This is a genomic window from Pelomonas caseinilytica (assembly GCF_021353235.1).
Taxonomy (GTDB): Bacteria; Pseudomonadota; Gammaproteobacteria; order Burkholderiales; family Burkholderiaceae_C; genus Pelomonas; species Pelomonas caseinilytica.
Genome location: NZ_JAJTWT010000004.1, coordinates 20,630 through 38,379, shown reverse-complemented (window position 1 = coordinate 38,379; position 17,750 = coordinate 20,630). Strand labels below are relative to the sequence as shown.

The 17,750-nt window shown below is 73.8% G+C and carries 16 protein-coding genes; 3 read left to right on the top strand and 13 right to left on the bottom strand.

Translation table 11 applies throughout. The annotated features are described in order from the left end of the window. Nucleotides 1–190 precede the first annotated feature (190 nt). From LXT12_RS10785 to LXT12_RS10775, 3 genes are read left to right on the top strand one after another with little or no spacing between them, the layout of a single operon-like run. Entirely contained in the window at nucleotides 191–1,051 is an 861-nt protein-coding gene (locus tag LXT12_RS10785; RefSeq protein WP_233391881.1) for an SRPBCC family protein, read from the top strand. Then, the gene (locus tag LXT12_RS10780; protein WP_233391879.1) at nucleotides 1,048–1,590 is read left to right on the top strand and encodes a c-type cytochrome; all 543 of its coding nucleotides are present in this window, start codon (nucleotides 1,048–1,050) and stop codon (nucleotides 1,588–1,590) included. The genes LXT12_RS10785 and LXT12_RS10780 overlap by 4 nt, the downstream gene beginning before the upstream one ends. Before the next feature lie 21 nt (nucleotides 1,591–1,611). Continuing rightward, nucleotides 1,612–2,043: a hypothetical protein gene (locus LXT12_RS10775; RefSeq protein WP_233391877.1), complete on the top strand. Its 432-nt coding sequence runs from the start codon at nucleotides 1,612–1,614 to the stop codon at nucleotides 2,041–2,043. Nucleotides 2,044–2,061: 18 nt separating this feature from the next. On the opposite strand, the gene LXT12_RS10770 is transcribed toward LXT12_RS10775, so the two are convergent. The 13 genes from LXT12_RS10770 to LXT12_RS10710 form a co-directional block, all read right to left on the bottom strand. Then, nucleotides 2,062–4,533, bottom strand: coding sequence for a hypothetical protein (locus LXT12_RS10770; protein WP_233391875.1), 2,472 nt, complete (start codon nucleotides 4,531–4,533; stop codon nucleotides 2,062–2,064). Continuing rightward, complete coding sequence (locus tag LXT12_RS10765; protein ID WP_233391874.1) at nucleotides 4,524–6,749, bottom strand: TonB-dependent receptor; 2,226 nt, start codon at nucleotides 6,747–6,749, stop codon at nucleotides 4,524–4,526. The genes LXT12_RS10770 and LXT12_RS10765 overlap by 10 nt, the downstream gene beginning before the upstream one ends. Nucleotides 6,750–6,754: 5 nt before the next feature. Beyond that, nucleotides 6,755–7,495 carry a PEP-CTERM sorting domain-containing protein gene (locus LXT12_RS10760; RefSeq protein ID WP_233391872.1) on the bottom strand — a complete coding sequence of 247 codons (741 nt, stop codon included), beginning with the start codon at nucleotides 7,493–7,495 and terminating at the stop codon, nucleotides 6,755–6,757. Nucleotides 7,496–7,600: 105 nt separating this feature from the next. Continuing rightward, nucleotides 7,601–7,990, bottom strand: coding sequence for a DUF2946 family protein (locus tag LXT12_RS10755; protein WP_233391869.1), 390 nt, complete (start codon nucleotides 7,988–7,990; stop codon nucleotides 7,601–7,603). Nucleotides 7,991–8,294: 304 nt separating this feature from the next. Beyond that, entirely contained in the window at nucleotides 8,295–8,744 is a 450-nt protein-coding gene (locus LXT12_RS10750) for a copper chaperone PCu(A)C (protein ID WP_233391867.1), read from the bottom strand. Further along, nucleotides 8,741–10,255 carry a PepSY domain-containing protein gene (locus tag LXT12_RS10745; RefSeq protein WP_233391865.1) on the bottom strand — a complete coding sequence of 505 codons (1,515 nt, stop codon included), beginning with the start codon at nucleotides 10,253–10,255 and terminating at the stop codon, nucleotides 8,741–8,743. Before LXT12_RS10745 ends, LXT12_RS10750 begins: the two co-directional genes overlap by 4 nt. A 2-nt stretch (nucleotides 10,256–10,257) precedes the next feature. Next, on the bottom strand, nucleotides 10,258–12,441 hold the full coding sequence (locus LXT12_RS10740; protein WP_233391863.1) for a TonB-dependent receptor: 2,184 nt from the start codon (nucleotides 12,439–12,441) through the stop codon (nucleotides 10,258–10,260). Nucleotide 12,442: 1 nt separating this feature from the next. Continuing rightward, a complete protein-coding gene (locus LXT12_RS10735) occupies nucleotides 12,443–12,991 on the bottom strand; it encodes a YcnI family copper-binding membrane protein (protein WP_233391861.1) in 549 nt (182 codons plus the stop codon). A gap of 11 nt (nucleotides 12,992–13,002) precedes the next feature. Beyond that, the gene (locus LXT12_RS10730) at nucleotides 13,003–15,366 is read right to left on the bottom strand and encodes a TonB-dependent receptor (RefSeq protein ID WP_233391859.1); all 2,364 of its coding nucleotides are present in this window, start codon (nucleotides 15,364–15,366) and stop codon (nucleotides 13,003–13,005) included. An 86-nt stretch (nucleotides 15,367–15,452) separates the two neighbouring features. Next, on the bottom strand, nucleotides 15,453–15,839 hold the full coding sequence (locus LXT12_RS10725; protein ID WP_233391858.1) for a DUF2946 family protein: 387 nt from the start codon (nucleotides 15,837–15,839) through the stop codon (nucleotides 15,453–15,455). A gap of 30 nt (nucleotides 15,840–15,869) precedes the next feature. Then, the gene (locus LXT12_RS10720) at nucleotides 15,870–17,093 is read right to left on the bottom strand and encodes a M20/M25/M40 family metallo-hydrolase (protein WP_233391855.1); all 1,224 of its coding nucleotides are present in this window, start codon (nucleotides 17,091–17,093) and stop codon (nucleotides 15,870–15,872) included. Between the two features lie 52 nt (nucleotides 17,094–17,145). Continuing rightward, complete coding sequence (locus LXT12_RS10715; RefSeq protein WP_233391853.1) at nucleotides 17,146–17,454, bottom strand: HigA family addiction module antitoxin; 309 nt, start codon at nucleotides 17,452–17,454, stop codon at nucleotides 17,146–17,148. Nucleotides 17,455–17,464: 10 nt separating this feature from the next. Then, nucleotides 17,465–17,743 carry a type II toxin-antitoxin system RelE/ParE family toxin gene (locus LXT12_RS10710; RefSeq protein ID WP_233391851.1) on the bottom strand — a complete coding sequence of 93 codons (279 nt, stop codon included), beginning with the start codon at nucleotides 17,741–17,743 and terminating at the stop codon, nucleotides 17,465–17,467. Between the last annotated feature and the right edge of the window lie 7 nt (nucleotides 17,744–17,750).

Sequence of the window (17,750 nt, the reverse complement as noted above, 5' to 3'; positions counted from 1 at the left end):
GGGCCGGCGAAGGGGTGCCGGATGGCCGCCAGTGTTGCGGGCTGCCGCGGCGCCGCCATCGCCCGCGATGGGCCAGTGAATTTGCACCTGGCGGGCCATGGCATGACCTGGGTCATGGCTCCCTGGCGCCCGGGATGCTGGCCCGTCGGGGCGATGGCAGCACGCCCGCCGGCCGGCACAGTGCCCTCCCATGCCATCCCCGTCCGTCCTGCCCGGCCTTGTCGCCCTCGCCCTGCTGGCCACGCCCGTGGCCCGGGCGGCGCTGCCCGAGCGCCTCAGCCAGACCGGCCTGTCCGACGCCGCCGCGGTGCGTGCCTTCGAGCCGCGCTTCCCGCTGTGGTCCGACGGCGCGGCCAAGCGGCGCTGGATCGCGCTGCCGCCGGGCACCGCCGTGGACGCGAGCCGGCCCGATGCCTGGCGCTTCCCGGTGGGCACGCGGCTGTGGAAGGAGTTCAGCGTCGACGGCCGGCCCGTCGAGACGCGGCACTACGTTCTCGGCGCCGACGGCCGCTGGGAGTTCGCCAGTTATGTCTGGGAGGGCGGTGACGCCGTCCGCGCGCCGGCCCGCGGCCAGACCCTCATCCTGCCCGGCGGCAAGGCCTACGCCATCCCGTCCACCGGCGACTGCATGGCCTGCCATGCCGGCGCGCGCAGCCCGGTGCTGGGCTTCGCGGCCCTGCAGCTCGGGCCGGCCGTGCCCGCCCTGGTGCGCGAGGGCCTGCTGAAGAACGCGCCGGCCGCCTGGGCCGGGCAGGCCCCCGACTTCGACGCGCCCGACCCCGCCGAACGCGCGGCCCGGGGCTACCTGCACGGCAACTGCGGCCAATGCCACTTCGACGGCGGCGTGCCGGTGCCGCTGCGCCTGGCCCTGGACGTGGGCGCGCGCCCGGCGCCGCTGGCCGCCGGCCAGGCCGCCGAGGTGCTGCGCCGGGCCGGCACCCGCAACCCCTATGTGCAGATGCCGCCTCTCGGCACCCGCCACATCGATCCCCAGGGCCTGGCCCTGCTGAACCGCCACCTCCAACCCCTCGTCACGCAAGACCGACCATGAAGACCCTGCTTCCCCTGCTCACGCTGCTGGCCGCCACCGCGGTCGCCCAGGCCGCCGAACCGGCCCCCCGCGACCGTATCGAGCACGGCCGCTACCTCGTCAACACCAGCGGCTGCATGGACTGCCACACGCCGCTGAAGATGGGCGCCAACGGCCCCGAGCCCGACATGGCCCGCCTCTTCGCCGGCCATCCGCAGGAGCTCGTCATGCCGCCGGTGCCGGCCCTGCCCGCGGGGCCGTGGCTGGTGGTGTCGTCGGCCACGAACACGGCCTGGGCCGGCCCCTGGGGCGTGAGCTTCACCGCCAACCTGACGCCCGACCCCGAGACGGGCCTGGGCCGCTGGAGCGAGAACGACTTCGTGCAGACCATCCGCACCGGCCGCCACTTCGGCCGCGGCCGGCCGGTGCTGCCGCCCATGCCCATCGCCGTCTACCGCCACATGACGGACGACGACCTCAAGGCCGTCTTCGCCTACCTGCAGACCCTGCCGCCGGTGCGCAACAAGGTGCCCGAGCCGCTGCCGCCCGCCCAGCACTGACCCCAAGTTCCGGAGACCGACATGAACCTCATCACCCCCGCCCGCCTGGGCCTGCTGGCCGCCGCCTGGCTCATCGCCGTCGTCGTGCTGGCCTATTCCGAAGAGGCCGCCGCCGCGCCCGGCCCCTGCGAGGACGGCGCCACCCTGCAGCGCCGGCTCGATGCCTTCGACGCCCGCTGGAACGCCAGCGACGCCTGGGGCCTGACGGCGCAGTTCGCGGACGACGGCAGCCTGGGCGCGGCCGGCGAGCCGGGCCGCCAGGCCGTCTACCGCGAACTCGTCGAGCGGCTGGGCCGTTCGCCGCAGCCCCGGCAGACGCGGCTGCTGCGCGCCACCCCGGTCGGCCAGGCCTGCCTGGTGGACGTGCAGGTCAGGAGCGGCGAGCGCAGCGAAGCGGGCCTCTTCCTGCTGGCGCAGGCGCGCGAGGGCGGCGGCATCGTCGCGATGCGCTGACCGCCCGGTGCGCTGACCCTATCGCCGGGTGATCTGCTGCGACACCGGATAGCCGCTCATGGTGCCCACGGCGCCGTAGCCGCTGGAGCTGGTGGCCGTCATGCACACCGCGCCCATCATGCCGCCGGGTGCGCAGTCGGCGTAGGCCAGCCTGGCGAGCTGGGCGGCCGTGAGGGGCGCGAATGGGTCGTCGGGCACGAACACCAGGATGGACGAGTTCTGGATCGTCGTCGCGTAGCGCGCCGGGAAGCCCGCGTAGACCCCGCCCACCGCGATGCCGGCCTGGGGCGACCAGCCGTCGCCGCCCGCCGCCGTCGAGAAGGTGCTCGTCGTGTTCTTGGCGAAGCTGGCGACGAAGCTGCCGCCCAGGGCCGCGTCGCGCCACGACTGGAGCTGGTAGCTCAGCGGCACCTGCGTCATGTCGTAGTAGGGCGGGCTGCCGATGGCGTTGCCCGTCATCGACTCCGTGAGCCGGCCGGCCAGGCCGCTGATCGCGCCGGTCGTGGAGTTCAGCGTGAACGAGCCGGTGAAGAGGGAGTCGCGCGGCTGGGTGTCAGGCTCGTGGAAGCGGGTCAGCACGTCGAAGGTCGTCAACACCTCCACCGCGGCCGAGGCGCTGCCCGCGCCGAGTGCATTGCTCGCGTAGACCGCGAAGGCATAGCCCGCGCAGCTGGACGGGCAGTTGACCGTGACCGGCGCGCTGGCCGAGTGCACCGTGATGCCGGCGGGCCGCGAGACGACGGTGTAGCCGGTGATGCCGCTGCCCCCGCTGGCGACCGAGCCGATGGCGACGACGACGTTGCCGAGGCCGGTGCCCAGCGTGGCCGTGACGCCTTGCGGCACGCCGGGCACGGTCACGCCGGCGGGCGCCTGCACGGGCAGCGTCTGCGTGGCCTGCGGGGCGGGGTTGTAGCTGGCGTTGCCGGCCTGGTTGGCGGCGATGACGCAGTCGCCCATCGAGAAGGCGCTCACGAGGCCGCTGGCCGCGTTCACGCTGCAGATGCCTGCGCTCAGGCTTGCGTAGGCGACGGCCAGGCCAGAGCTCGCCGTCGCGCGCACCGTGGCCGTGCCGCCCAGCGTGAGGCTGGGCGCGGCGCCGAAGCTGATCGTCTGCACGGGGTCGGGGGCGACGGCCAATGTCTGTGTCGCCTGCGCCGCCGCGGCCCAGGTGGCGTCGCCGTCCTGGCGGGCAGCGATGGTGCAGCTGCCGGTCGCCAGGCCCGTCGCCAGGCCGGTGGTGGCGTTCACGCCGCAGGTCTGCGGCGTCAGGCTGGCGTAGCTCACCGGCAGGCCCGAGGTGGCGACGGCGCGTACCGTGGCCGTGCCGCCCACGACCAGCGCCGGGGCCGCCGAGAAGTTGATCGATTGCGCCGCATTGGCCGCCGTGAAGCTGAGGCTGGCCTGGGGTGCGGGTGCCCAGACGCCGTTGCCGGCCTGGTCGGCGGCGATGGTGCAGCGGCCCACAGCCCGCCGGTTCACGAGGCCGGTGCCGGCGTCGACCGTGCAGACGCTGCCGGTCAGCGAGCGGTAGCTCACGGCCAGGCCCGAGCTGGCCGTGGCGTGCAGCGCCGCCGAGCCGCCGACGGCGATGTCCGGCGCGCCGTCGAAGCTGATGCTCTGGGCCTTGCCCGCCACGGGCAGCGTGAGGCTCACCGGCGTGGCGGGCGCCCAGGCCACGTCGCCGGGCTGGCTGGCGGTGACGATGCAGTTGCCGATGGCCAGGGGCGTGAGCAGGCCGGTCACGGCGTCGATTCGGCAGACCGTGCCGGTCTCGCTGGCGTAGGCCGGAGCCAGGCCGGAACTCGCCCCGGCGCCCAGCGTGATCGCGCTGCCGACCGTGAGGCCGGCGGGCGCCGCCGAGAAGGCCAGCGTCTGCCCGGCGCGGCTGACGAGTGCGGACTGCAGCGCCTGCGCCGCGGCCTGCCAGGTGGCGTCGCCAGCCTGGTCCGCCGCGATCGTGCAGGTGCCGGCGGCCAGCGCGTGCACCAGGCCCGCGGCCGACACGCTGCACACCTCGGGGGTCTGGCTGCTCCAGGCCACGGCCAGGCCCGAGCTCGCGACCGCCTCGGCCTGCGCGCTGGCCCCCACCAGCAGTGCGGGCAGCGCGGTGAGGGTCACTGCCTGTGGGCGACCCTCCACGCTCAGCGTGAGCACGGCCTGCGGCGCGGGCGCGAAGTGGTCGTTGCCGCCCTGGTTGGCGGCGAGGGTGCAGGTGCCGATGGCCAGGCCGGTGAGGGCGCCGGACGCGGCGTCGACGCTGCAGACGGTGGGGGTCTGGCTGCCGTAGCTCACCGGCAGGCCGGAGCTGGCCTGGGCCGAGACGGTGGCGGTGGCACCGGCCCGCAGGGCGGGTGCGGGGTCGAAGCGGATCGATTGCGGGCCGTCCTGCACGCGCGGGCCGCCGTCGCCGGCCGCGCCGCCGCAGGCCGCGACCAGGGCCGCGCAGGACAGGGTCGCCCAGGCTGCGCGTGAAGGTGGGGTCAGAACCATAGGCTCACCGAGGTGTTGAAGGAGCGGCCGGCGCCCGGCACGACGGTGCCCCAGGGGATGCCGGCGGAGGTCATCGAGCGGCCCTGGCCCAGGTAGGCCCCGCCCAGCGGCGAGGCGTGCAGCCGGTCCAGCAGGTTCTCGATGGCGAGATCGATGCGGGCCTGGCGCCACTCGTAGCTGGCGCGCAGGTGGGCGAGGGCGTAGCCGGGTGTGGCCATCTCGTTGCGCACCCGCGAGATGCGCTGCTTGGCCGCCACGCCCTGCAGCTCCAGCGAGCCGGTCCAGCCGCCGAGCTTGTGCGTGAGGGCGAGCTTGAGGTTGTCGGGCATGAGGTTGTAGAGGCCGTCGCCGGTCGCGCGGTTGCGCCCGCGCACGACGGCCAGCACGAAGGCGGCGCTCCACTCGCCGCCCTCGCCGTGGGCCAGCCGCCGGTGGCCGGAGAGGTCCAGGCCGTACAGCCGAGCCGGCGCGTTGGCGTACTGGAGCAGCAGGAAGCCCGTGGCCGCCGTGGCATTGGCGGCGCCGCACTGGCCGAAGTCGCAACGCCGAGCGTCCATGAAGTCGCGCACCCGCGTCAGGTAGGCTGCGGCCTTGAGTTCCCAGTCCTCGCCCGCGGCGTCCCGCCACGCGGCGTTCAGGCCGAGGGTGTGGGCCGTCTCGGGACGCAGCGTGCCGTTGCCGACGTAGCCGTTGCCGTCGCCGACGAAGTTGTTCATCAGTGCCGCCATCGGCTGCGTGGACCACGGGTAGCGCTGGTAGAGGTTGGGCGCGTGGCCCTTGCGCGCGATGCCGAGCTCGTAGGACTGGCGGGCGTCGGGCTGGTAGCGCGCGGTCAGCGCGAGGTCCAGCAGGTTGTCGCCGCGGCGGTGGTGCAGCGCGTTGAAGGCCGCCGCCTCGTTGCCCCAGATGGCGCCCAGGCCGTTGTCATAACCCTGCACCGTGGCGGCATCGGTCACGACGCGGTCGCCCCGCACGCCGGCCAGCGTCGTCCACGCGCCGCCCCAGTGCGCCTCCCACTCGGCGAAGGCGCCGGAGCGCAGCCGCCGGCCGTCGTCGACGTTCCAGAAGGCGTTGGGCCCCATGGAGCCACCCACGGGCGGCCACCAGTCGTAGAGCACGTAGGTCTGCCTTTCGGCGCCCAGGCGCAGCGTGTCGCTTTCGCCCACGTCGATGTCCGCCTGGGCCTGCATGCCGCGCGTCGTCGCCTCGGTCAGCATGGGCATGCCGAAGCCGTAGAAGTAGCGGTCCGGGCCCATGTCCATCGCGTGGTGGACCTTCTGCTGCCAGAGCCGGCCCTGCAGGCGGCCCCAGTCGAAGCGGCCCGTGTAGCGCAGGTGGGCCTGACGGCCGAGGTTGTCCGTCATGTCCATGCGCTGGTTCGGGAAGCCCTCGAAGCCGATGCGCTGGTGGCCGAACGAGAGCTGCACGAGATGCCGGGCCTCGCGCCAGGCCAGGCGCACTTCCTCGTTGCGGGCCTGGTAGGCGCTGGAGGCCACCTCGTCGCCGGGGATGACCGGCCCCGTCTCCGAACCCGGCGCGGCGGGCTTGAACGCGCCGCCGGCATGGAAGTTCCGCTGCCGCGACGTGGCCGCCGCGAGGCTCACGCTCAGCTGCTCGGTGGCGAAGGTGGCCGAGGCGTTGCTGCCGTGCGCGCGGCCGTTGCTGCGCCAGAAGCCGGACCACCGGCCGTGCACGAGCGGGCCCTCGCCTTCGGCGGCGAACTCGGGCACGGCCGCTTCGATCTGGACGGTGCCGCCGATGCTGTCGCCGCCGACGCTGACCGGGCTGATGCCGGCATAGACCTTCACGCTGCCCACGGCGGCGGGGTCGATGTAGGACAGGGCCGGGTTCATGTGGTTGGGACAGGCGGCGACGAGGTCCATACCGTCGACCTGGGTGCGCAGCCGGTCGTCGGCCAGGCCGTGCACGGCCGGCAGGCTCGAGACCCCGCCGGCCCCGTACAGGCTCACGCCCGGCAGGTCCTGCAGCAGCCGGGCGCTGTCGCCCGTGGCCGAGCGGCTGCGGGCGAGCTGGGCCGCGCTGGCGCGCGCGGCGAAGAGGCCGTCCTCCCGCGCCGTGCCGGTGACGACCTGGCGGGGCAGCGGCTGCGGCGCGCTGGCCGCGGCCGGCGGAGCCTCGGGCGTGGCCTGCGCCAGCACGCGCAGGGCGGCCAGCGCCAGGCCGGCCGCCGCCAGCAAGCGAAGAGGACGGCGCATGGCGCTCAGGCCTCGCGTTGGCGGCGCCGCACCAGGGCCCCCATCAGGCCCAGGCCGGCCAGGAGCAGGGCGTAGCTGTCGGGCTCGGGCACGGCGGCCGCGATGGTCTGCGACACCGGGTAGCCGTCCATGGTGCCGACCGCGCCGTAGCCCGCGAGGCTGGTGCCGGTCATGCACACCGCGCCCATCATGCCGCCGCCCATCATCATTCCGCCCGGTGCCGTGGGCGTGCAGTCGGCATAGGCCAGCTTGTCGACCTGCGCCTGCGTGAGGGCGGCGGTCGGGTTGTCGGGCACGAAGATCAGCGCGTAGGCATTGCCGGCGTTGTTGCGGGCGACCGGGAAGCCGGCGTAGATGCCGCCGACGGCCAAGCCCGTCTGGGGCGACCAGTCGTCCGTCGGGCTGCCGCACATCGCGGTCGAGCAGAACGTGGCCGTGGTGCCGTTCTTGAAGACGGCCGCGAAGGTGCCGCCGAGCGACGCGTCATGCCAGCTCTGCAGCTGGTAGTTCAGCGGCAGCCACACCATCGAGGCGGCGTTCATGCCGGTCATGGACTCGCTCAGCAGGCCCTGCAGCCCGGAGACGGTGTGCGTGGCCTCGTCGTAGAGGAAGCTGCCCTGGAAGACGGTGTTCTTGGGCTGCGTCTGGGGCTCGAGCCACGTCGTGGTGACGGTGTAGGTGGTGGCGTGGGCCGGGGCGGTACCGAAGGCCGCGAGCAGCGCGGCGGCAAATGCGAAGTGCTTCATGTGGGTTCTCGTGGAGTCGAAATGGGGTGCCACGCCGGGGCACCATTCGGTGCGCCGGGCGCGGACGGAACATGGGGAGTCGAAGGCGGCCACCGGCCGCCGGCATCAGCCGCGCGGTGGCCCGCGGGGGAGGGCGCGGAGCCAGGGCGGCGACGGCGGGGCGTGTGGCCGGGGCGGGCGAGGCGCGGCCACGCCGTGCGCCGGGGCGGCGGCCAGGGCCGGGGGCGGCGGGAGGTCGAGCGAGGGCAGGTGTAGCGTGCAGTAGCCGCAATGCTCGAAGGCCTGGGTCAGCGGGATGGTGTCGTCGCCCGGGGCCGGGCGCTGCGCCGAGGCGCTGCAGATGTCGGCCCAGCTCGCGCCGCGGTAGAGGGCGACGGCGTGGGACAGGGCGGGCGCGAGCGCCGCCGCCACGAAGGCGGCGATGGCCAGCCAGGTCGTGAAGCGCCAGGGGCGGCGGCCGGCGTGCATGGTCAGCGGGCCGGTGGAGGCGGGCAAAGGAAGGCCCCGAACCGGCGGAGCGGTTCGGGGCGCAAGGGCGCTCCACGCCGCCCGGGACGCACCCGCGAGGGGCGTTGGGCTGCGGCGTGGATCACAGCGCAGGCGGCCGTCGGTGCGACACGGGAGGGTGACGCGGGCTGGCCGAAAGTTGATGCTTTCATGGTCGCGGGCGGGTCGCGTTCCGCCTCGCCAGGGGCCGCAGCGTTGCCGGGGGCCGTGCACTGGTGACGGGCTGAATCATCGGGGCTCGCGAGCGTGAACGAAGCCGCGATCAAGCCGGGTCGCCCCGGCTTTTTCCCGCTCAATGCGCATGGCCCGGAGTCGGCGCCAGCGTGCGGACGGGGGCCTGCAGCTGCAGCGTCTCGGGGGCTGCGCCGTCGCGCTCGACGGTCAGCGTCACCGGCACCGTGTCGCCGGCCTTCACCGTGCCCTTCAGGCCCATCAGCATGACGTGGTAGCTGCCGGGCTTGAGCATCACCGGCTGGCCGGCCGGCAGCTCCAGCGTGGGCACGGCACGCATGCGCATGACGCCGTCCTGCATGCTCATCTCGTGGACTTCCACCGAGGCGGCCACGGGCGAACGGCCGCCCACCAGGCGGGCCTTGGTGGGCGAGGTCAGCTGCACGAACAGGCCCGTGGCCGTCTGGCCCGGTACGGTGGCGCGCACCCAGGCGTCGGTGGCGACGGTTTGTGCCTGGGCCGATGCGGCCAGGGCCAGGCTGGCGAGGAGGAGGGCGAGGGAGTGTTTCATGAAGTCTCCTGTGGGGATTGGAACGGAAGGACGGCGCGGCGCCGCGGCCGGCCGCGCAGCCGGCGCCAGCCCATCACCACGCCGGTGGCGGACAGGGCCAGGCCGGCCAGGCTGAAGCCCAGCATCCAGGCATCCCAGGCGGGCCGGGCGTCGAGGAAGCGGGGCAGGTCGAAGCTGTGCAGGAAGGCGAACAGCCAGCGCTGCGCGCGCTGCGGCCGTGTGCTCAGCTGCACGAGGGTACCCGTGGCGGGGTCGATGACGGCCTCGTGCGCGGCGGCGTCGTCGAAGCGCAGGCGCAGCGCCGGCAGGGGGCGCTCGCGTTGGCCGCCCATGGTGTGGGGTTCGCGGGCGTAGTAGTGGGCGTCATACCCGTGCAGCCACTGGCGCTCGGCGATGCGCGCGCCCGGCAGCATGCGCGCGGCGGCGGCGGCCAGCGTGGATTCGTCCAGCGGTGGCAGGCGTCGGCCCTCGGCGTCGGCCAGGAAGCTGTCGCCTACGGCCTGCACGAGCACGACGGGCCGGCCGGCCACGCGGCGCCATTCCAGCAGCCGCGGCTGCCAGCCGTCGGCCGCCAGGCGCTGCAGCACGCGGCGGGCCTCGGGGGCGTCGTCGGCGCGCAGCGGCCCGCCGGCGAAGGCCTGGCGGTCGGCGCGCGGCCCGGCGGCCTCGAAGACCTTCCAGGGGTTCATGGAGAACAGGCCGCTGACGACCCAGGTGAGCGCCAGCGTGCCGCCGGCCAGGCCGACGAGGTGGTGCCAGCGCATCAGGCCGCCGCGGTAGGGCGAGCGCGAGCCGCTCTTGTAGCGGCCCTGGAAGCGCCAGCGCCACAGGCCGGCGACCAGGCCGCTGAGGGCCAGCGCGCTGCCGGCCACGGCCAGGCCGATGACGATGTCGGCCCACCAGGCGTCGAGGGCGCCGCCGCGCAGCGGATAGAGCCAGTGCAGCCAGGCGCCGAGCCAGCCCCAGCGGCGCTCGGCGGCGGTGGCGTCGCGCACCACCTCGCCGGTGCGGCTGCTGACGTAGAGCCAGCGGCCGGCCGCGTCGTCCACGGCCACGCGGTGCAGCGGGCGGTGCGGGTCGAGGGCGCGCGAATGGGTCCAAGCGTCCTCGTCCGCCAGTCCCAGCCAGCGGGCCGGCAGGCCGCCGGCGAAGGCGCTGGCCTCGACCACGGCGGCGTCGCGGTCGACGGCCGTCACGCGCCGGCCGCTCACGGCATCCACCGCGACGGCGAGCCGGCGGCCGTCGCCGAAGACGTAGCGCGGCTGCCCGGCGACCTGCAGCAGCCGCCACTGCGCGGGCTGGCGCAGGCCCGAGGCCGCAAGGGCGTCGGCCAGCGGCACGCAGCAACCCGGCCCGGCACGCAGCACGGGCAGGCCCTGCATCTGCTCGGCCGGCGTCAGCTTGGGGTAGCCGACGTAGAGCATCACCATGCCCGACAGGAACCACAGGGCCATCACCAGCCCGAGGGCGATGCCGGCCCAGCGGTGCAGCAGGTAGAGGGCGCGGCGCATGCTCAGAACCGCCAGTCCAGGGCCCCGCTGAAGCTGCGGGGCGCGCCGAGGTAGGGCAGGCTGGTGCTGAGGCTGGCGACGTAGCGCCGGTCGGTCAGGTTGTCCACCCGCAGCCGTGCGCTGAGCTGCGGCGTGATGCGCAGCGTGGCGTTCAGGCCGAGCAGCTGGTAGGCGCCGTCCCAGACCGTGTTGGCGGTGTTGGCATAGCGCTGGCCCACGTAGCGCCAGTCGGCGCCGAGCACCAGGGCCTCGTTGGGCCGCCAGTCGGCGCTGGCGCCGGCCACCACCACCGGCACGTTGGCCGGCCGGTTGCCGGCGCGCGACACGGTGGCGCTGCCGACGACCTCGACGAAGTCGTCGTAGCGCGCCCGCGTGGCGCTGGCCTGGGCCGCGAGCGTCCACTGCGCACTCGCCCGCCAGTGCGCGTTCAGCTCCACGCCGCGGCTGCTCTGGGCACCGACCGGGATGACCTGGGTGCGGTCGTTGGGATCGGTGATGGCGAGATGGCGGCGCTTGATGTCGTAGACGGCCAGCGTCGCCCAGCCGCGACCGCGGTCGAAGCCGAGCTTGCTGCCGAGCTCGACCTGCTGGCCGCGCGTGAGGTCGAAGTCGCGCAGGGCCGAGAAGCCGGCGGTGGCGAGCACGCCGGCGGGCGGGTCGGCCGCGGTGCTGGCCTGGGCATAGACCTGCCAGTCGGCGCTCAGGTCCTTCACCAGCCCGAGCCGGCCGGTCAGCGGCGAGAAGCGGGTGTTGAACAGCGCCGGGTTGCTGGCGCTGGCGGCGCGGTGGTTGCGCACGTCCAGCGCAATGCGGTCGGCCCGCAGCGCGCTTACCACCGCCCAGCCGCCGCCCAGCTCGGTGCGGTTCTCGGCGAAGAGGGCGAAGCTGCGCAGCAGGTTCGTCGCGCCGGGCGTGTAGGTGCGCGTGATGCCGGGCGTCTGCAGGAAGTAGGTGTCGCGCGGCGCGTAGGGGTCGGTGAGGTCGAAGGGGCCGGCCACCGACAGCGGGAAGCGCGTCTGCTGGTTGAAGCTCCAGTCCCAGCCGAAGGCGAAGTCCGAGCGCCGGCCGGCGATGCTCGCGGCCTGGCTGACCTCCAGCCGGCTGCCGCTGACGCGCTGGTCGTGGCGCTGCAGCAGGGCGCTGGAGCGCTCGACCCGGGTGTTGCCCGCCTTGAAGGCGTAGGACTCGACGTTGTCGTAGTCGCGCAGCGCGCCGTAGTGGTAGAGGGTGTGGCTCACGCGCGTGCCGGGCGACGGCGTCCACTCGGTGATGGAGCGAGCCCAGTCCACGTCCTGCTCGTAGCGGCCATCGACGACGTTGTAGTTGATGCCGTAGGTGCCGGGGTCGAAGCGCAGTGCGCCGCTGACGCTGCCGTCCGCGGACCGCAGCATGGGCGTGCCCCAGTAGGGCTGGGTCACGCGCTCGTGCTGGCGCTCCAGGGCCAGCGTGTGCACCAGGCCCGGCGCCAGCGGCGCGCGCCAGGAGGCGCTGGCCTGCCAGGCGCTGCGGTCGCGGCCTTGCGTCCAGAGCGCGCCCTCGGTGCGGTTGAGCTCCACGCGCAGCACCTGGCCGCCATCGCCCAGGCCGCGCTGCCAGCTGCCGGCGAGCTGGGCGCGGTCGCCCAGGCCGACGACCAGGCGCGCCAGGTCGCCGCTGGTGTCGGCCACCTTGGTGACGACGTTGATCGTGCCGCCGACGGCGCCCGAGCCGTTGAGGAAGCTGGACGGCCCGCCGATGGCTTCCAGGCGCTCGATGATCCAGCTGTCCACCGGCCGCGCGGCGATGGCGTCGTACTGCACGCTGATGCCGTTGTAGAGCTGGGCCAGCGAGCTGGCGCCGAAGCCGCGGTAGTAGACGCTGCCGGCCGAGCCCGGCGGGTCGGCGAAGACGACGCCGGGCACGCCCTTGAGCAGGTCCTGGGTGTTGGCGGCGCCGCGCGCCTCCAGGGCCTCGCGGTCGATGACGGTGACGCTGGCCGGCGTCTGCTGCAGGCTCAGCCCGAGGCGCGAGGGGCTGCCGGCGGGCGCGGCCAGGCCGGCGGCCGTGCCGCTGACCGAGACGCGCTCCAGCGTGGCGGCAAGCACCTGGGCCGAGGCGGGCACGGCGGGGAGGCAGGCGAGGAGGCAGGCGAGGCTGATGGGCGCGGCGGCCCGCAGGCCCGCGCGGGGGAAGTTCTGGTCGTGCATGTCAGTGGTGGGGCTTGTCGCCGGCGACGGCCGGTTGCACGGTCAGCTTGACGGCGGGGGCACGGGGCTTGGGGGTCTCGGCGCTGGGGCGCTCGGCCCAGTTCCATTCGCCGCGGGTGCAGAGTTGGCGCACGGAGAACCAGAGTTCGCCCGGCTCGGCGGGCAGCACGGCGCGCAGCACGAACTCGTCGAACCAGTCGTCCTGCAGCTGGTCGGCCGGCGTGTTGGCCGTCCAGCGCACCTCGGCGAGTTCGTCGGCGATGGTCTTGCCGTGGCTGTCGTAGGGCACGGCCAGCGGGCGGCGCGTCGTCGTCAGCGTCCAGCCCGGCTTGGGCATGGGCTTGGCGCCGCGAAGTCCCTCGGGCAGGGTGACGACGACCACACGGGTGGCGGCGCCGTCGCAGCCGTGGCCGATCCGAAAGCTCGCGCGGTAGCTGCTGCCCGCGGGGGCGGCGGGCTGGTCGAGCACGACGTGGGCGCGGGCCGCGCCGGCGGTGAGGAGGGCGGTGAGGGAGGCAAGGGCCGCGGAGAGGAGCGGGGAGGTCTTCATGGCGTGTTTCCTCAGAGGTCGAACTTCAGCTCCGCCGCGTAGCTGCGCTGCGGGTAGGGGTGGAAGTTCCAGTACTTGTCGTTGTTCAGGTTGTCGATGCCAAAGGCGGTGCTCCACTGCCGGTCGATCTTCCAGAGCAGGCGCAGGTCGGCCGTGGCATAACGGCTCACGCCCATGTAGGCAAAGCCGTTCACGTCGGCGTTGTTGAGCGTGCGGAACTGGCGCCCGCTGTAGCGCGCGGCGAGGCTGGCGCTCCAGTGCTCGTCCAGCCGCCAGGCGGCCGTGGCGGTGGCGCGCCAGCGCGGGATGTTGGGCTGCCACTTGTCGAGGGTGTCGCCCGGCGTCGCGACGAAGCCGGCGTTGGCCTTGATCCGCGAGTCGGTGTAGGTGAGGCTGGCCGAGAGGTCCAGGCCGGGGGCCAGCCAGTCGGCCGCGCCCAGCGTGGCTTCGAGGCCGCGGGTGGCGATGCGGTCGACGTTCTGCACGCGGCTGATGTTCTTGTTGGCGGCGGCGTCGAAGACGGTCTGCGAGTACAGCGAGTCGTGCGTGTCTTCGGCGAACAGCGTCAGCCGCGACTGGAAGGGGCCGGCGGCGCCCTGGGCGCTCAGCTCGCCGGTCCAGGACTTCTCGGGCCTGAGGCCGGGGTCGTTGACGTACTGCGAGTTCGTCGTCGACGTGGCGCCGTAGAGCTCCGACACCGTGGGCATGCGCACCGCGCGGCCGACCGAGGCCTTGAGCACCCAGTCCTGCGCGGCCTGCCACGAGAGGGCCGCCTTGGGCGACAGGTAGTTGCCGCTGCGCGCGGCGTAGTCCTGCCCGGCCGTGGCCGAGAAGTCGGTGTGGCCGTTGCGGGCCTGCCAGTGCTCGGCGCGCAGGCCCAGCACGGCCTTCCAGTCCTCGGCGGGCAGCCAGGCGTCCTGTACGTAGGCGGCCTGCAGCCGCGTGTCGCCGCGCACGTTGCCGGCCAGCGCGCCGGGGCCGTCGGCCAGGTAGTTGCCGCCGATGCTGGAGGTCAGGTAGCGCAGCTGGTAGGTGTCCTGCTGCAGGCCGAGGTCCACGACGTGGCCGCTGCCGGCGGGGCGCCAGACGCCCTTGAGCGTCAGCGTGTGCCAGCCCGTGCCGCTGCCGTCGGCCAGGGTGCCGGCGCCGCCCGTGCGGGCACCGGGCTGGGGGTTGCCGGCCGCGTTCTGGCGCTTGTCGTCCTTGCGGTAGTCGTAGAGGCTGGCGGCCAGCTCCCAGTCCCATTCACCGCCGCCGTGGCTCTTCACCGACAGGCCGTGCATCAGGTGCAGCAGCTTCTCGTGGGTCAGCGGAAAGTCGCCGCCGTTGAGCGCGGCGAACTGGCGGCCGTCGATGCTGACGGTGCCCGAGTAGACGGCATTGCCGGCGGCGTCGCGCAACCAGCTCTCGGAGTGGCCGTCGGCCTCGTTGCGCCAGGCGCCCAGCACGTAGCTGGCCCGCAGAGTGGGCGTCAGGTCGTAGGCGAGCTTGAGCTTGAGGTGGTCCTGCCGGGTGGCGTATTGCGTGGCCGAGCCCAGCATGTACCAGGGCTGGCCGCTGCTGTTGGGCACCAGGACGGCGCCGGTCACCGGCCGGCCGTTGGTGGGCGCCGTGCCGGTGGCGGCCAGGCGGTTGGCGTAGGTGAGGGGCTGGCCGTCGCTGTCGGTGCGGTTGAGGCCGAGCCACCAGCTGAAGGCGCCCGACCGGTCGCCCAGCGAGGCGCTGGCCTGCCAGGCGCGGTAGGTGGCCTTGGTGCCGTAGAGCTCGAAGGGCTGGGTCACGAAGCCGAGCTTGGCGTGGGCCTCGAAGCGGGTGGGCATGCGCGTCACGTAGTCCACCACCGCACCCGCCGAATTGCCCGGGTAGGCGGCGGAGAAGGGGCCGTACATGACGTCGACGCGCTCGATCTCCTCCGGCGTGACCAGCCCCCAGCGCGGCGGGAAGCTCAGGCCGCCCACGCCGTTGCCGAGATAGTTGGACAGCAGGATGCCGTCGGCGTAGACGGCCGAGCGCGCGCTGTTGCCGGTGCCGGAGGCGCGGCTGGAGAGGATGGCGTGGTTGTAGTCGCCGATGTAGCGCTTGCGCACCAGCAGGCTGGGCAGGTACTTGAGCGCATCCTCGGCATCGGTGGCGTTGACGGTGCGCTCGATGTCCTCGCGCGTGACGGTCTCGCGGGTCGTCGGGATGTTGGTGGGCAGGGAGGTCGGCGCGGCGGCCTGGACGCGGACCAGGGCCAGCTTGTGGTGGGGCGGGGCGGCGGGCGCTTCGGCCGGGGCGTCGTCGCAGTCGCAGTCGTCGCAGGCCAGCGCGGGCGGCGCCAGCAGGTGCAGCACGGCGCAGGTCACGGCCGCGCGTGCAAGGGCAGTTTTGTTCATGGAAGCGGTGATCGGAGTCGCACCGTCGCGCGCACGGGCGACGGCAAGTGCCGGGCCCGCAGGCCACGGCTCGGCGGGGACTCAGATCAGCGCGGTGGGGCGCGCGCGCTGGCGGGACGCCAGGCGTGGGCGGTGACCGGGGCGGTCCAGAAGCGCTCGGGCGCCTCGGTGGCGAGGTCGCTGCGCAGCAGAGCCTGGGGCGCCGCGGGCGGGCCAGCCAGGTCGGCGTGATGGATGTGGCAGGCCGGGCAGTGGCCGTGGGCCAGCAGGTCCAGCGCGGCCTCGATGGGTGCGGGCTCGGCGGCCCGGGTCGCCGAGGGCGCCCGGCAGACGTCCTGCCAGGCCGCATCGCCGCCGCGCGCATGGGCCAGGGCTGCGCTCAGTCCCGGCGCCAGCACGCCCAGCAGGAACACGGCCACCAGCCACCACGCCGAGCGGCGGGCGGTGCGGTGCGTGATCGGCAGGCGATGCATGGCGCGGATTCTAGGCAGGCGCGGCCGGCTTCAGGCTTGCAGTAGATCAACCAGTGCCGCGGCGACCACCCGGGTGGCGCGCTTCAGGTCGTCCAGCACCAGGTGCTCGTCGGCCCGCTTGGCGTTGCTCTCCAGCACCGTGCGCGGCCCGGCGCCGTAGATGGCGGCGGGGATGCCGCGGGCGGTGTAGAGCCTGACGTCGGTATAGAGCGGCGTGCCGGACGTGGGCACGGGCTCGCCGAAGACCTCGCGGGCATGGCGCTGCAGCGCGGCCACCAGGGGTGCGGCTTCGGGCAGGGGCTTCATCGAACGGGCCAGCAGCAGGCGCTTGATCTCGAGCCGGATGCCCGGGCAGGCGGCCACGGTCCGCTCGATGAGGTCGCGCACCTCGGCTTCGACGGCGGCGGGGTCTTCCTCGGGGATCATGCGGCGGTCGAGCTTGATCACGACCTTGCCAGGCACGACATTGGTGTTGCTGCCGCCGTCGATGCGGCCGACGTTGAGGTAGGGATGCGTGATGCCTGGCACCTCGGAGCGGCGTGCCTTGAGCACCTCGTTGTGCGCGTACAGCGCCGTCAGCAGCCGGTTGGCCGCCTGCAGCGCGTCGACGCCCGTCTCCGGGTAGGCGGCGTGCGAGGCCAGGCCGTGCAGGGTGACTTCCATCTGCAGGCAGCCGTTGTGCGCGGTGACGACCTGGTAGCTGAAGCCGGCGGCGATGAGGTAGTCCGGCTTGGTCAGGCCGTGGGCCAGCAGCCAGCCGGGCCCGAGTTCGCCGCCGAACTCCTCGTCGTAGGTGAAGTGCAGCTCGACCGCGCCCTTCAGCGGCAGGCCCGAGTTCTTGAGGGCCAGCAGCGCGAAGGTGTAGGTGGCGAAGTCGCTCTTGCTCACCGCCGCCGCGCGGCCGTAGAGCCGGCCGTCGGCGATCTCGGCGCCGTAGGGATCGTGCGTCCAACCTTCGCCGGGCGGCACCACGTCGCCATGGGCGTTCAGTGCGATGGTCGGGCCGTCGTCGCTGAAGCGGTGGCGGACGATGAGGTTGGTGATGGACTGCAGCCCGGCGGCATGCACCTCGGCCGCGGGGACGGTGTGCTTCTCCACCGTCAGGCCCAGCTCCGCCAGCAGCTCGGCCGTGCGATAGGCATGCGGCGCGTTGTTGCCGGGCGGGGTGTCGGTGGGCACGCGGACGAGGGCCTGCAGGAAGCGGACTTCGTCGTCGAAATGATCGGCGAGCCAGGAGTCGAGGCGTTCAGACATTGAGTGTCCCGGTGAGGTGCTGGGAGGCGCGGAGGGCCGGTTCGGTCATGCCTCAGGCCGCCAAGGCGTCGCGCCGCGGCACGTCCCGCTGGATGTCGCCCAGCGTCGGCAGCGTCTTGAGGTCGTAGTTCGCCTGCAGCACCAGCCACGACGCGGCGTCGCCGCCGAAATACCTGGCGAGCCGGGCGGCGGTGTCGGCCGTCACCGAACGGCGCTCCTTGACGATTTCGTGGATGCGCGTGGCGGGCACGCCCAGGGCGACGGCCAGCGCATTGACGCTCAAGCCGAGCGGCGCGAGATAGTCCTCGCGCAGGACTTCGCCCGGGTGCACCGGGCGCATGCGGTTGACGGGACGGTTCATCTGGGATCCTTCAGTGGTAGTCCACGATCTCGACGTCCTGGGGGCCGGCGGTCGTCCAGCGGAAGCACACGCGCCATTGATCGTTGATGCGGATGCTGTGCTGCCCCTGCCGGTCCCCCTTCAGGGCCTCCAGGCGATTGCCGGGCGGTGCCTTGAGGAAGTCCAGCGTCTGCGCCGCGTCCAGCTGGGTCAGTTTGCGCTCAGCCACTTCGGCGAAGGCCTTGAAGCGCCGCGGTGGCTTGCCTTCGAACAAGACTTGCGTGTCGCGGCACCTGAAGGACTGGATCATGCCTCGA